The organism is Propionicimonas paludicola (assembly GCF_002563675.1).
Taxonomy (GTDB): Bacteria; Actinomycetota; Actinomycetes; order Propionibacteriales; family Propionibacteriaceae; genus Propionicimonas; species Propionicimonas paludicola.
Window position 1 is genome coordinate 1,172,105 of the sequence record NZ_PDJC01000001.1, and the last position, 13,639, is coordinate 1,185,743.

13 protein-coding genes are annotated in these 13,639 nt (G+C 69.0%); 9 read left to right on the forward strand and 4 right to left on the reverse strand.

Annotated features, from left to right (window positions below; all coding sequences use genetic code 11):
* Positions 1 to 35: 35 nt before the first annotated feature.
* Both ATK74_RS05375 and hisC read right to left on the reverse strand, forming a co-directional pair.
* On the reverse strand, positions 36 to 662 hold the full coding sequence (locus tag ATK74_RS05375; protein ID WP_098460073.1) for a YitT family protein: 627 nt from the start codon (positions 660 to 662) through the stop codon (positions 36 to 38).
* A complete protein-coding gene (gene hisC, locus ATK74_RS05380; RefSeq protein ID WP_098460074.1) occupies positions 659 to 1,735 on the reverse strand; it encodes a histidinol-phosphate transaminase in 1,077 nt (358 codons plus the stop codon). The genes ATK74_RS05375 and hisC overlap by 4 nt, the downstream gene beginning before the upstream one ends.
* A gap of 236 nt (positions 1,736 to 1,971) precedes the next feature.
* Here hisC and ATK74_RS05385 point away from each other — a divergent pair, with 236 nt between their 5' ends.
* Positions 1,972 to 3,009 carry a glycosyltransferase family 2 protein gene (locus ATK74_RS05385; protein ID WP_211283291.1) on the forward strand — a complete coding sequence of 346 codons (1,038 nt, stop codon included), beginning with the start codon at positions 1,972 to 1,974 and terminating at the stop codon, positions 3,007 to 3,009.
* A gap of 4 nt (positions 3,010 to 3,013) precedes the next feature.
* Here the strand turns inward: ATK74_RS05385 and ATK74_RS05390 are convergent, their stop codons facing one another.
* On the reverse strand, positions 3,014 to 3,931 hold the full coding sequence (locus ATK74_RS05390; RefSeq protein ID WP_098460075.1) for a DMT family transporter: 918 nt from the start codon (positions 3,929 to 3,931) through the stop codon (positions 3,014 to 3,016).
* A gap of 150 nt (positions 3,932 to 4,081) precedes the next feature.
* On the opposite strand from ATK74_RS05390, the gene ATK74_RS05395 reads away from it, so the two are divergent.
* Together ATK74_RS05395 and ATK74_RS05400 are read left to right on the forward strand one after the other, a co-directional pair.
* Positions 4,082 to 5,137: a DUF2332 domain-containing protein gene (locus ATK74_RS05395; protein ID WP_098460076.1), complete on the forward strand. Its 1,056-nt coding sequence runs from the start codon at positions 4,082 to 4,084 to the stop codon at positions 5,135 to 5,137.
* A 63-nt stretch (positions 5,138 to 5,200) separates the two neighbouring features.
* Complete coding sequence (locus ATK74_RS05400) at positions 5,201 to 5,407, forward strand: DUF6458 family protein (protein ID WP_098460077.1); 207 nt, start codon at positions 5,201 to 5,203, stop codon at positions 5,405 to 5,407.
* 20 nt (positions 5,408 to 5,427) lie between these two features.
* On the opposite strand, the gene ATK74_RS05405 is transcribed toward ATK74_RS05400, so the two are convergent.
* Complete coding sequence (locus ATK74_RS05405) at positions 5,428 to 6,153, reverse strand: IclR family transcriptional regulator (RefSeq protein WP_098460078.1); 726 nt, start codon at positions 6,151 to 6,153, stop codon at positions 5,428 to 5,430.
* Positions 6,154 to 6,241: 88 nt separating this feature from the next.
* On the opposite strand from ATK74_RS05405, the gene leuC reads away from it, so the two are divergent.
* From leuC to ATK74_RS05435, 6 genes are read left to right on the forward strand one after another with little or no spacing between them, the layout of a single operon-like run.
* Positions 6,242 to 7,639 (forward strand): 3-isopropylmalate dehydratase large subunit, encoded by a 1,398-nt coding sequence (gene leuC, locus ATK74_RS05410; protein WP_098460079.1) that lies wholly within the window; start codon positions 6,242 to 6,244, stop codon positions 7,637 to 7,639.
* Between the two features lie 9 nt (positions 7,640 to 7,648).
* Complete coding sequence (gene leuD / locus ATK74_RS05415; protein ID WP_098460080.1) at positions 7,649 to 8,254, forward strand: 3-isopropylmalate dehydratase small subunit; 606 nt, start codon at positions 7,649 to 7,651, stop codon at positions 8,252 to 8,254.
* Positions 8,251 to 9,057, forward strand: coding sequence for a lysophospholipid acyltransferase family protein (locus tag ATK74_RS05420; protein ID WP_098460081.1), 807 nt, complete (start codon positions 8,251 to 8,253; stop codon positions 9,055 to 9,057). The genes leuD and ATK74_RS05420 overlap by 4 nt, the downstream gene beginning before the upstream one ends.
* A gap of 31 nt (positions 9,058 to 9,088) precedes the next feature.
* A complete protein-coding gene (locus ATK74_RS05425) occupies positions 9,089 to 10,207 on the forward strand; it encodes a D-alanine--D-alanine ligase family protein (protein WP_098460082.1) in 1,119 nt (372 codons plus the stop codon).
* Positions 10,204 to 11,163, forward strand: coding sequence for a thiamine-phosphate kinase (locus ATK74_RS05430; RefSeq protein ID WP_098460083.1), 960 nt, complete (start codon positions 10,204 to 10,206; stop codon positions 11,161 to 11,163). The genes ATK74_RS05425 and ATK74_RS05430 overlap by 4 nt, the downstream gene beginning before the upstream one ends.
* Before the next feature lie 56 nt (positions 11,164 to 11,219).
* Positions 11,220 to 13,622 carry an FtsK/SpoIIIE family DNA translocase gene (locus tag ATK74_RS05435; RefSeq protein WP_098460084.1) on the forward strand — a complete coding sequence of 801 codons (2,403 nt, stop codon included), beginning with the start codon at positions 11,220 to 11,222 and terminating at the stop codon, positions 13,620 to 13,622.
* Positions 13,623 to 13,639 lie beyond the last annotated feature (17 nt).

Genomic DNA, 13,639 nt, shown 5'->3' on the forward strand with positions numbered 1-13,639 from the left:
TCCCAGGCCTGGGACGGGATCTGTCGTTTCCGGACTCAGTAGCCCAGATAGCGACCAGGGCGATGGTTCAGCGCCAGCACCACGCTGAGCACGGCGGCACCGGCCGTCGACAGCAGCACAGTCGGCCAGGCCACGATGGTCAGCGAGCAGACGATGACTGTGGCGTCGAAGGCCAACTGGACGTAGCCGGCCGACCAGCCCAGATGCTCCTGAGCGAGCAGGGCCACGGTGTTGAAGCCACCCAGGCTGGACCGATGCCGGAACAGGATCAGCATGCCCACCCCGGCCAGCAGATTGCCCACCAGGCAGGCATAGACCGGGTCCACCCGGAGCCCGGGCAGCATCAGCGGATGCAGGTAGGCGAACGCCGAAACCGCGCCGATCGAGACCAGGGTGCGCAGCGTGAACTGCCAGCCCTTGCGGCGCACGGCCAGCACCAGGAAGGGCAGGTTGATCACGAAGTAGATCAGCCCGAACGACCAGCCGGTGGCATAGCTGAGCAGCAGCGACAGCCCGGCCGTGCCGCCGGTGACCGCGCCGCTGGTGTGCAGCAGGTACAGCCCGAGCGAGGCCAGGAAAGTGCCGCTGAGCAGCCCGAACGCATCCTCGATCGGAGTGTGCCGCTGGTCGGCTTCTGCCTCGCTCGGCCCGGATCCGATCACGGGCGCAGCTCCGGATGCGCAGCCAGGACGGCCAGTACTCGGTCATTGCTGGCGGGATCGGCGATGGTGATCCGGACTCCGTCCACCGGGTAGCCGCGGACCAGGATCTCGGCGGCGTCGAAGGCCTCCACCAGCGCCGTCCGGTGGGCGTCATCGGCGCGCAGCCAGAAGAAGTTGGCCGCGCTGTCGGGCACCGTCCAGCCGAGCTCACGAGCGGCGGCGATCACCCGCTCCCGCTCGGCAACCACCTCGGCCGAGCGGCGGGCGACCTCGTCCAGCGAGCTCAGAGCGGCCACGGCGGCAGCTTCGGCCACCGCGCTCACCGAGAACGGCACCTGGGTCTTGCGCAGGCCGTCGGCGAGCTCGGGCTGGGCCACGGCGTAGCCGACCCGGAGCCCGGCCAGCCCGTAGGCCTTGGAGAAGGTGCGCAGCAGGCACAGGTTCGGATAGCGGGACAGCAAGGTGACCGGGTTCAGGGCGTCCGCCGGGCCGAACTCGCGATAGGCCTCGTCCAGCACCACCAGTACGCCGGCCGGCACCTGGTTGAGGAAGTCGATCAGCTCGGCCTCGCCGATCGAGGTCCCGGTCGGGTTGTTCGGCGAGCAGAGCAGCACCACCTTGGTGCGATCACCGATGGCCGCCAGCATGGCCGGCAGGTCGTGCCGCTCGTCCGCGGTGAGAGGGACGGTCACCGGAACCGCCCCGGCCAGGTTGGTCAGGATCGGATAGGCCTCGAAAGAGCGCCAGGCGAAGATCACCTCGTCGCCCGGATCGCACAATGCCCCGATCAGCTGGGCCAGGACGCCGACGCTGCCCGGACCGAAGGCCAGCTGGTCGGGCCCGACACCCAGCCACTCGGCGACCCGCTGGGTCAGCTCGCTGGAGAACATGTCCGGGTACCGGTTGGCCCGGTTGCCGGTCTGGGTGATCGCTGCCAAGACGGCGGGTAGCGGCGCGAAGTGGCTCTCGTTGGAGGCCAACGGCGCGGTGTTGTCGCTGGACGAGCGGCGTCCGGCGATGTAGCTGGGCAGCGCGGCGACCGCGGGACGAAGCTGGGGGAGCGGCTGGGACATGACTTCCTTCCTGATTCCCCCATAGTGAATCGAATCCTGGCCCGCGCTGCGGCCTCGTCCCAGGCGCGGACGCAGCGATTGCCCGGATCGGCCGCCCGGCTGCCAGCGAATCGGCGGCAAACCCTGGCACACTTGGCTCGTTCGAGGTTCTCGCCGAAGTCGGCCGAGTATCGCCACTACAACATGGACGTGACCTTGGTCTGCGTACCCGCGGGCCGGTCGCCGGAGGAAGCCACGTGAGGACCAAGCGGCCCAAGACGATCACCTTCGTCATCCCCTGCTACAACTCAGCCGCCTACATGGACGCCTGCATCGAGTCGATTCTCGGCGGCGGGCGCGATGTGGAGATCATCATCGTCGATGACGGCTCGACCAAGGACGACACCCCGGAGAAGGCGGACGAGTGGGCCGAGGCCCATCCGGACGTGATCAAGGTCATTCACCAGGAGAACGCCGGTCACGGTGGCGCCGTGATGGCCGGGCTGCGAGCGGCCACCGGGATCTACTTCAAGGTCGTCGACTCCGATGACTGGCTGGACCACACCTCCCGCGATCTGCTGATGGCCAAGCTGCGCGGCTTCATCGCCGGCGACAACCTGGTCGACCTGGTGGTCTGCAACTACGTCTACGAGCACATCCAGACCGGCTCACAGCGAGTGATCCACTACCGGCGGGCGCTGCCCACGAACAAGATCATCTCCTGGGATGAGGTCGGCATCTTCGGCCCCGGCCAGAACATCCTGATGCACTCGGCGATCTATCGCACCCAGGTGCTGCGCGACAGCGGCCTGGAGTTGCCCAAGCACACCTTCTACGTCGACAACATCTTCGTCTACGTCCCGCTGCCGTACGTGAAGACCCTGCACTACCTGCCGGTGAACTTGTATCGCTACTTCATCGGGCGCGAGGACCAGTCGGTCAACGAGCCGGTGCAGCTGGGTCGGCTCGATCAGCAGATGCGGGTCACCAAGGCGCTGGTCGATGCCTACGTGCTGCCCGACGAGATTCCCAGCAAGCGGCTGGCCCGCTACATGGAGGGCTTCCTGGCCCTGATCATCGCGGCGTCCTCGATGTTCGCGGTGATCCGCGCTGATGACGAGGCGCTGGAGATGCGCCGCCAGATGTGGGCCAATCTGTACGCCAAGGACGTGAAGATGGCCAAGCGGCTGGGACGCCACCCGCTGGTGCTGGCTTCGAACCTGTCCAGCTCGACCGGACGGCGGCTGTCGGTGCGGCTGTACCGGCTGGCTCAGCGGCTCTACCGGTTCAGCTGAGGCCCTAGCTCGCGGGGAGGTCCTGATCGGCGGGTGCGGCCGCGTCCTCGAACTGCGGGTGCAGGGTGGCCAGCCGGATCACTCCGCCGATGGCGATCATGCCCAGCAGGATCATGCAGGTAGCAGTGACCGGTCCCAGTTGAGCGCCCTCGCCGAGCACGGCGATCCCGAACAGCACGGCCACCACCGGTGAAGTGATCGTCATCGAGGCCACCACGAGTTCAGCCGGCCCGGTGGCATAGCCCTGCTGCACCATCCAGGCCGCCGTGGCACTGCCGATCACGAGCGCGACGAGAGTGGCCCAGAAGACCGCCGAGTTCACCCAGCTGGACGCCTTGGCGAACTCCATCAACGACTTCACCAGGGACGCTTCCAGGCCGTAGAAGACGGCGCCGCCGGAGGCCCAGAACAGGCAACGCCACTGCCGGGCGCCGCGGGCACCCAGAGTGCCCAGCGCGGCCGCGCAGAGATAGGCGACCAGGGCGCCGATCAGCACTCCGACTTCGCTGAGCCGGGCCTCGGGAGCGGCATTGAAGCCGCCGATGCTGATGAAGCCGAAGATTGCTGCGACCGTGACGATTACGGCCAGCCGGGCCTGGGCGCCGATCGGCACCTTGTGGGCTCGGGACTGGATGATCATCGACCACGGAAAGGCGAGCACCCCGACCGGCTGGACGATCGAGACCGGCGCGAAACTCAGCGCGGTGATCTGACAGACCAGGGACAGCCCCATCAGAGCCAGCCCGAGCAACCACCGCGGCGAGCGGATGCTCACCCACAAGGTGGCGAAGTCGAGCCGATGCTGGTTGTCGCTCTCGGCGACCTCGGCCACCACGACTTTGTCCTGCAGGTAGGCCGAGTAGGCGAAGAAGAATGAGCCGATGATTTGGAGCAGTACGGCGACCGGGATGATCTGCGGCAACGCCGTCCCTCCTTCGTGGTAGCGCGGTCGTCCTACGCTATCGCAGCGCACCCGGACCACCGGGTTTGAGGGCTGGCGCGGCGTCTCGGCGCAGGCTCAGTTTTGCCCAGCGATCACTCGATCCCCTCCGGCAGGGGCCATGATCGACCCATGACTGGACCGGACGGATCGGCGCAGCTGCGCCAGGACCTGCGTGACTTCGTCCAGGTCGCGGGATCACGAGCCCCGCTGTACGCCCGGCTGGCCATGGAACTCAGCGAGCTGGACGAGGCGGTCACGATCCTGGCCGAGGCGCCACCGACGAACCGGATCCCGGTGACGTTGTTCGCGGCCATCCAGTACCTGCTGCTGGCAGATCCGGACGAGCCGCTGGCCGCCTGGTACCCGAACCTGACCGTCGAACCGAGGCTCGATCACCCGACCCAGGCCCTGCGTGAGTTCTGCGTCCGGCGCCGGGCCGAGCTGGTCGAGCTGGTCCGCAGTCGCACTCCACAGACCAATGAGATCGGCCGTTGCGCGCCGCTGATCCTGGGCCTGGCCGCGGTCGAGCAGCGGTTCGGCGGCCTGGCTCAGCTGGACGTCGGCGCCAGCGCGGGCCTGAACCTGCTCAGCGATCAGTACCGCTACCGCTACGGGGACGTCGTGATCGGCACCGGATCGGTCGAGCTCGACTGCCAGCTGCGCGGTGCGGCGATCACGCTGCCGGAGCGGCCACCGCTGCTGGTGTCGCGGCGTGGCCTGGACCGGGAACCGATCGATGTCGAGGACCCGCATCAGCTGCGCTGGCTGCTGGCCTGCGTGTGGCCGGACCAGGCCGACCGGCGTGAGCGGCTGCAGGCGGCGCTCGGGATGGCCCGACGGCTGCACCCTGTGGTGGGAGACGGTGATGCGGTCGACGACCTGCCCGCCGCCCTGGGCGAACTCGGCGACGGGCATCCGGTGGTCACCACGTCCTGGGTGCTGAACTACCTGCCGCCACAGCGCCGATCAGACTTCGTCCGGGCCCTGGCTGCCTGGGCCGGTCACCGTCCGCTGTCGTGGGTCAGCTACGAGTCGCCGGCCGCGACGCCCGAGCTCGACTGGCCGGCCGCAGTGGCCGGCTCGGAGCTGACCGCACTACGCGTGGTGACCTGGGTGGAAGGCGTCCGGGAGGACCGGGTGATCGGCCAGGGGCATCCGCACGGCTACTGGTTGAACCTGAGCTGAGCACCGGTTTCGCGCGGCCCACGGACGGGTATCAGAGGGACAGCTCAACGACAGGAGTCGTCTATGTCCACCACCGTGGGAACCGGAATCGCTCTGCTCGCCATCGGTGCCGTGCTCGGCTTCGCCGTCCGGGATGCCGTGCCCGGAGTCAATCTGGCTCTGACCGGCTACATCTGCATGGGCGCCGGCGCGTTAGCGATCGTCCTCGGCCTGGCCATGGTCGGTCAGGCGCGCCGCCGCTCGTATCCGAACGAGCGCGACGACCTGTGAGTCACCGAAAGGGTTGAGACTCAGCCCTCGCCGCCGTTGCGGCGCAGCACCTCGGAGAGCCGCTCTGCGGCCGCGATCACGGCCGGGGCGTGCAGTCGTCCGGGCTGGCGGGAGAGCCGCTCGATCGGGCCGGAGACGCTGACCGCGGCAATCACCTTGCCGCTGGGAGAGCGGACCGGGGCCGAGACCGAGGCAACCCCCGGCTCGCGCTCGGCGACCGACTGAGCCCAACCGCGGCGCCGGACGGTGGCCAGAGCCACTGCCGAGAACGACGAGCTCTGCAGGCCGCGCTGGATCCGCTCGGGATCCTCCCAGGCCAGCAGCACCTGTGCGGCCGAGCCGGCCCCCATGGTGAGCTGCGTACCCACGGGAATGGTGTCTCGCAGGCCGGACGGACGTTCTGCTGCCGCCGCACAGACCCTCATGTCGCCTTGGCGGCGGAACAGCTGCGCCGACTCGCCGGTGATGTCCCGCAGGCGTGCCAGCACCGGGCCGGCCGTCGCTAGCAGCCGATCCTCGCCAGCCGCGGAGGCCAGTTCGGTCAGCCGCGGACCCAGTACAAAGCGTCCCTGCAGATCGCGGCTGACGAGACGGTGGTGTTCGAGGGCGACCGCCAGGCGGTGCGCAGTCGGACGGGCCAAGCCGGTCGCGGTCACCAAGCCGGCCAGTGTCGTCGGGCCCTGTTCCAGAGCCGTCAGAACCAGAGCCGCCTTGTCGAGAACGCCGACGCCACTCGAGTTGTCCATGTACTAAGACTGCCGTCTCGGATCCTGATATGCAAGCGCTACGCTGTTTGAGACGCAAACAAACGGCTCACGAAGCAATGGAGATCCGATGGGCAAGACCCTGAGTGACAAGGTATGGGAGAACCACGTCGTCCGTACAGCGGACGGAGAGCCCGACCTGCTGTACATCGACCTGCATCTGGTGCATGAAGTCACCAGCCCCCAGGCCTTCGACGGCCTCCGGCTGGCCGGACGGTCGGTGCGCCGCACTGACCTGACCATGGCCACGGAGGACCACAACACCCCGACCGTGAACATCCTGGCGCCGATCGCCGATCCGGTCTCCAAGCTGCAGGTGGACACCCTGCGCGCCAATGCCGCCGAGTTCGGCGTGCGGATCCACAGCCTCGGTGATCTCGACCAGGGCGTGGTGCACATCATCGGGCCGCAGCTGGGCCTGACCCAGCCCGGGCTGACCGTCGTCTGCGGCGACTCGCACACCTCCACCCATGGCGCCTTCGGCGCGCTGGCCTTCGGCATCGGCACCTCCGAGGTCGAGCATGTGCTGGCCACCCAGACCCTGCAGCAGGCCCGTCCCAAGACAATGGCGGTCAACATCAACGGCACCCTGGCTGACGGCGTTACCGCCAAGGACATCGTGCTGGCGCTGATCGCCAAGGTCGGCACCGGCGGTGGCCAGGGCTACGTCGTGGAGTATCGCGGCGACACCATCCGCAACCTCTCCATGGAGGGCCGGATGACCATCTGCAATATGAGCATCGAGTGGGGAGCCAAGGCCGGCATGATCGCGCCGGACGAGACCACCTTCGCCTACCTCAAGGGACGTCCGCACGCCCCCGAGGGTGCCGACTGGGACGCCGCAGTGGCCGCCTGGAGCACGCTGTACACCGATGAGGACGCCGTCTTCGACCGTGAGGTCGACATCGACGCGTCCGCGCTGACCCCGTTCGTCACCTGGGGCACCAACCCGGGCCAGGGCGTCCCGCTGGGCGCTGCTGTGCCCAGTCCCGCCGACTTCGACGACCCGGTCGACCGGTCCGCGGCCGAGCGGGCGCTGGAGTACATGGGGCTGACCGCCGGAACGCCGATGCGCGAGGTCCGGGTGGACACCGTCTTCCTGGGCTCGTGCACCAACGGCCGGATCGAGGACCTGCGGCTGGCCGCCTCGGTGATCAAGGGACACAAGATCGCCGACGGACTGCGGATGCTGGTCGTCCCGGGCTCGGCTCGGGTCCGGCTGCAAGCCATGAGCGAGGGCCTGGACAAGGTCTTCACCGAAGCCGGCGCCGAATGGCGGGAGGCCGGCTGCTCGATGTGCCTGGGCATGAACCCCGACCAGCTGGCACCGGGCGAGCGCTCGGCGTCCACCTCCAATCGCAACTTCGAAGGCCGCCAGGGCAAGGGCGGTCGCACCCACCTGGTCTCGCCCGCGGTTGCCGCCGCCACTGCGATCCGCGGCACCCTGAGCTCCCCGGCCGATCTGTAAGGAAGAGAAATGGACAAGTTCAGTTCCCACACCGGGATCGCGGTGCCGCTGCGCCGCAGCAACGTCGATACCGACCAGATCATCCCTGCGGTCTACCTGAAGCGGGTCACCCGGACCGGCTTCGAGGACGGCCTGTTCGCCGCCTGGCGCAACGACCCTGACTTCGTGCTGAACCAGCCGGCCTACACCCAGGGTTCGATCCTGGTGGCCGGACCCGACTTCGGCACCGGCTCGTCCCGCGAGCACGCGGTCTGGGCCCTGCAGAACTACGGCTTCCGGGTGATCATCGGCTCCCGGTTCGGCGACATCTTCCGCTCGAACTCCGGCAAGGCCGGCCTGGTCATCGCCAGCGTCAGCCAGGACGTGGTCGAGCAGCTGTGGGCCATCGCCGAGGCCACTCCGGGGACCGAGTTCAGCGTCGACCTGGTGGCCAAGACCATCACCGCTGGTGAGAGCACCTTTGAGTTCACCATCGACGACTACACCCGGCATCGCCTGCTGGAAGGTCTGGACGATATCGGGATCACCTTGACCCACGCCGACAAGATCGCCGCCTACGAGGCGCGCCGTCCGGCTTGGCTACCCAAGACCTTGCCTGCCAAGATCGCGGGGTGACCTCGACCGACGACCATCGCCCGCAGCCGCTGCCGATCACCTCTGATCCGGCGCGGGTTCCCCTGCGGATCGCCAACTCGACTCCGGTCCAGCCGACCTACCGTCGACTGGTCCGGTTCGCCGGCTGGCTGCTGCGGCTGATGGTCGATCGGGACTGGGACGACGCCGCGAACCTGCCGGCCACCGGCGGTGTGATCGTGGTGTCGAACCACATCTCCTACTTCGATCCGCCCAATCTGGCCCACTACCTGGTCTGGAACGGACGCTGGCCGCGTGCCCTGGGGAAGGCCGACCTGTGGCAGGTGCCGATCATCGGCCGCCTGGCCCGGGCCACCGGACAGATTCCGGTGGAGCGCGGCACTGAGCGGGCCAAGGACGCCCTCGTGCACGCCCGGGAGGCGCTGGAGCAGGGCGAATGCGTGGTGATCTACCCCGAGGGGACGGTCACCGCCGACCCGGAGACCTGGCCGATGACCCCGCGTCCGGGCGCGGCCCGGCTGGCGCTGGCCAGCGGAGCCCCGGTGATCCCGGTGGGCCAGTGGGGAGCCAACCTGGTGATGCCGGGCAAGCACCCCGGCTGGCCGAAGCTGCGTCCGCGGCGGACGGTTTCCTTCCGGTCCGGAGCCCCGGTGGATCTCAGCGATCTGCAGGGTCGCACCGATGCAGAAGCCGAGGCGCAGGCCGGCGCCCGGATCATGGCAGCGGTCACCGAACTGGTCGCCCAGCTGCGGCACGAAACGGCTCCGGCCGACGTCTACGACATCCGGGTGGGCCGGCGAGTCCCTCGCCTGGACGCCCGCTAGGGTGGAAGTCCGACCAGGGAGGCAGGAACTGATGACCGGACATCCACAGCGAACTCGAGTGGCTCTGGTCTTCGGTGGAGTCAGCCCCGAACACCCGGTGAGCTGTCTGACCGCGGGCAGTGTGGCGCGGGCCATTGATGCCGAGCGCTACCAGGTGATCGGTGTGGGAATCACCACCGACGGCGCCTGGGTGCGGATCCCCACCGACGAGTTGATCGGCTTCGAGGTCAAGGACGGCCACCTGCCGCAGGTGGCTGAGGACCGTCCGGCCGCGCTGCTGGTGCCGGTGGACGGCGGTGCGGCCATCGCCACTCGGGTCGAGGACCGGCTCACCGACCTGGAGCCCTTCGACGTGGCCTTCGCGCTGCTGCACGGCCCGTACGGCGAGGACGGCACCATCCAGGGCCTGTTCGAGATGCTCGGGGTCCGCTATGTCGGTGCCGGAGTGGCGGCCAGCGCCATCGGCATGGACAAGGACCTGATGAAGCGCTCAATGGCGGCCGCCGGGCTGCCGGTCGGGCCCTGGGTGGCGATCACCCCCTCGGAGTGGACCCATGACCAGGCCGGCTGCCTGGCCCGGATCGCCGAGCTGAGCTATCCGCTGTTCGTGAAGCCGGCCCGCGGCGGCTCGAGCCTGGGAATCAGCCAGGTCGATGCGATCGAGCAGCTGATTCCGGCCATCGAGGCCGCTCGCGCGCTGGACCCGAAGGTGGTCATCGAGCAGGGCTTCACCGGCGTCCGCGAGATCGAGTGCGCCGTCCTGGGCGACCCGGACCGCCAGCCGAAGGTCAGCCAGCCCGGCGAGATCGTCATGCACGGTGCGTCGGCCTTCTACGACTTCGACGCCAAGTACCTCCCCGAGGACCAGGTCCGTCTGGACGTCCCGGCCAAGCTCGACCCGGCCGTCGCCGATCAGCTGCGCGACCTGGCCCGGCGCACTTTCGTGGCCATGGACGTCGAGGGCCTGGCCCGGGTCGACCTGTTCCTGGATGCCGACGGCAAGGCCTGGGTGAACGAGCTGAACACCATGCCCGGCTTCACCCGGACCTCGATGTTCCCGATGATGTGGGCCGAGGCCGGGCTGTCCTACTCGGAGCTGATCGGCACGCTGCTGGAGCTGGCGCTGCGCCGTCCGCTCGGCCTGCGATGAGCGGACGCCGGGTCGCCGACCTCGGCGAGTTCGAACTCATCGACCTGATTACTGCCGGCCTCGGCCGTGGTGAGCAGGTGGTGCTCGGCGCCGGTGATGACGCCGCCGTGCTGCGGTTGCGCGGCGACCTGGCTGTGTCCACCGACACCATGGTCGAGAACGTCCACTTCCGCCGGGACTGGTCTTCGGCCCACGACGTCGGACGTAAGTCGGTGGCGGCCTGCGTGGCCGACGCCGAGGCCATGGGGGCCACCGGAGTCGGAGTGGTGGTCAGCCTGTCGGTGCCCGGCGAGCTCGAGGTCGAGTGGTTCAGCGACTTCGCCGCCGGCGTCCGCGCCGAGTGCGACAACGCCGGGGTGTCTCTGGTCGGCGGCGATCTGACCCGCGCCGAGCAGATCGTGATCACCGTGACCGTGCTGGCCGACCTGGCCGGGCGCGAGCCGCTGCGCCGGGCGGGTGCGCAGCCGGGCGATGACGTGGCCTTCTGCGGACGGCTGGGCTGGGCCGCGGCCGGGCTGGCCGTGCTGAGCCGCGGCTTCCGCTCGCCACGGGCTGTGGTGGTCGCTCAACGCGTCCCCGAGCCGCCCTACGGCCAGGGCGTGGTGGCCGCACAGGCCGGTGCCCACTGCCTGATCGACGTCTCCGACGGACTGCTGGCCGATCTGGGTCACATCGCGGCCGCCTCGCAGGTGCAGATCGACCTGGACAGCTCCCGCTTCGAGATCGCCGAGCCGCAGCAAGCCGTGGCCGCGGCCTTGGGCGGAGGCAACCCGCTGATCTACCAGCTGACCGGGGGAGAGGACCATGCCCTGGTCGGCAGCTTTCCGCCCGGCCGGGTGCCCAGCGGGTGGACGGTGATCGGACGGGTCAACGACGGTCCAGCGCAGGTGCTGGTGGACGGTGCCGTCCCCGACGTCGAGGCGGCCGGCTGGCAGCACTTCGGGCCGGCCAGGTGAGCCGCTCCCGGCGTGGACTCCAGGCGTTGACAACCATCGTGGCTTAGGTTGGCGACATGGCGACCCGCGCGTCTTCCCCCTCGCGGAGCCGCAGCAGCGCATCAGCGCGGCCCAGCGGATCCCGAGCCAGTGGAAGCAAGAAGAAGCCCCCGGCCCCCCAGGGGCCCTCTGGTGTGTCCAAGTTCTTCTCTGCTGTCGGACGTGGCCTGGCCGCCGTGTGGCGTGGACTCGCGACCGGACTGGGCACTGTGGTCCGGGCGGTTCCGCCCGCCGTCAAGGACCTGGCTCCCGAGCAGCGTCACGACGGTGCCGGACTGTTCCTGACGCTGGCCGGTGGGATCGTGGCGGCGCAGTTCTGGTTCGGCCTGCCGGCGCCGGTCGGTGAGTGGATCCAGATCGCAGCGGCAACGCCGGTCGGTTCGGCCGCCTACGTGCTGCCGGTGCTGGCCCTGGGCGTGGCGTGGCGCACCTGGCGACATCCGGAGCGACACGGCAATGCCGGCCGCCAAGCGGTGGGCTGGATCGCGGCCACCTTCGGAGTGCTCGGCGTCCTGCACATCGCCCGTGGCCTACCCCGCGGTGGGCATCCGGAGCTGGTCCGTGAGGCCGGCGGCTACCTGGGTTTCATCTCCTCCTCGTTCACCGTCGACTTGCTCACCGTGTGGCTGGCCGTGCCGCTGCTGGTGATCCTGGCCGGCTTCGGGATCTTGGTGATCGCCGGAATCCCGATCGGCGACGTGCCGCGCCTGCTCGGCGAGTGGCGCGCCAAGCTGAAGCGTCCGGCCAAGCCGGAGATCGAGTACGGGACCAGCCACCGGGCTTTCGACACGCCCCTGGTGGCCGAGGAGGAGCCGATCGCACCGGAGGACGAGGCCACCGTGGCCTTCACCCCGGCTGATCTGCCCAGCCCGAAGAAGACGCCCCGGCCGCCGCTGGAGGCTCCGGTGATGTCGCCGGGGCCGCTGCGCGCCGAGCAGCCGCCGATCAGCGGGGACGTGGCCTATGTGCTGCCCGACCCGTCGGTGCTGCGGGCCGGCACCGTCCCCAAGGCTCGGACCACCGCCAACGAGCAGATCGTGCAGAGCCTGACCGAGGTGCTGCGCCAGTTCGAGATCGACGCCACCGTCACCGGCTACACCCGCGGCCCGACGGTCACCCGCTACGAGGTGGAGCTCGGCAATGCCGTGAAGGTCGAGAAGGTCACCGCACTGGGCAAGAACATCGCCTACGCGGTCGCGTCCGCCGACGTCCGGATCCTGTCGCCGATCCCCGGCAAGTCGGCGATCGGCATCGAGATCCCCAATGCCGACAAGGAGATCGTCTCGCTGGGCGACGTGCTGCGCTCGCCGCGAGCCCGGGGCGATCACCATCCGCTGACCGTCGGCCTGGGCAAGGACGTCGAGGGCGGCTACGTCGTGGCCAACCTGGCGAAGATGCCGCACCTGCTGGTGGCCGGTGCCACCGGCTCGGGCAAGTCCAGCTTCGTGAATTCGATGATCACCTCGATCCTGATGCGGTCCACCCCGGACGAGGTCCGGATGATGCTGGTTGACCCCAAGCGAGTCGAACTGACTCACTATGAGGGCATCCCGCACCTGGTCACGCCGATCATCACCAACCCGAAGAAGGCCGCAGAGGCGCTGCAGTGGGTGGTCCGCGAGATGGATGCCCGCTACGACGATCTGGCCGCCTTCGGCTTCCGGCACGTCGACGACTTCAACAAGGCCGTCCGGGCCAACCAGGTGAAGCTGCCGCCGGGCTCGGAGCGCGTGCTGGCGCCCTACCCGTACCTGCTGGTGATCGTGGACGAGTTGGCCGACTTGATGATGGTGGCCCCCCGCGACGTGGAGGACTCGATCGTCCGGATCACTCAGCTGGCCCGAGCTGCCGGTATCCACCTGGTACTGGCCACCCAGCGTCCGTCCACCGACGTGGTGACCGGCCTGATCAAGGCCAACGTCCCGTCCCGGCTGGCCTTCGCCACCAGCTCGATGACCGACTCCCGCGTCATTCTGGACACCCCAGGTGCGGAGAAGCTGGTTGGCCAAGGCGACGGTCTGTTCCTGCCGATGGGCCAGTCCAAGCCGTTGCGCGTGCAGGGCGCCTGGGTGACCGAGGCCGAGATCCGGGCCGTGGTCAAGCAGGTCAGCGACCAGCTGCCCCCGCAGTACCGCGAGGACGTCACCGCAGTGGCCGACACATCCCGCGCCGTGGCCGAGGACATCGGCGACGACCTGGAGCTGGTCCTGGAGGCCGCCCAGCTGGTGGTGAACCTGCAACTGGGTTCCACCTCGATGCTGCAGCGCAAGCTGCGGGTCGGCTTCGCCAAGGCCGGACGGCTGATGGACATCCTGGAGACCAGGGGAGTGGTCGGCCCGTCGGAGGGCTCCAAGCCGCGCGAAGTGCTGGTCAAGCCCGATGATTTGGACGAGGTACTGGCTTCACTTCGCCTTGGCTGAGGTTTGCCGGGTACCGT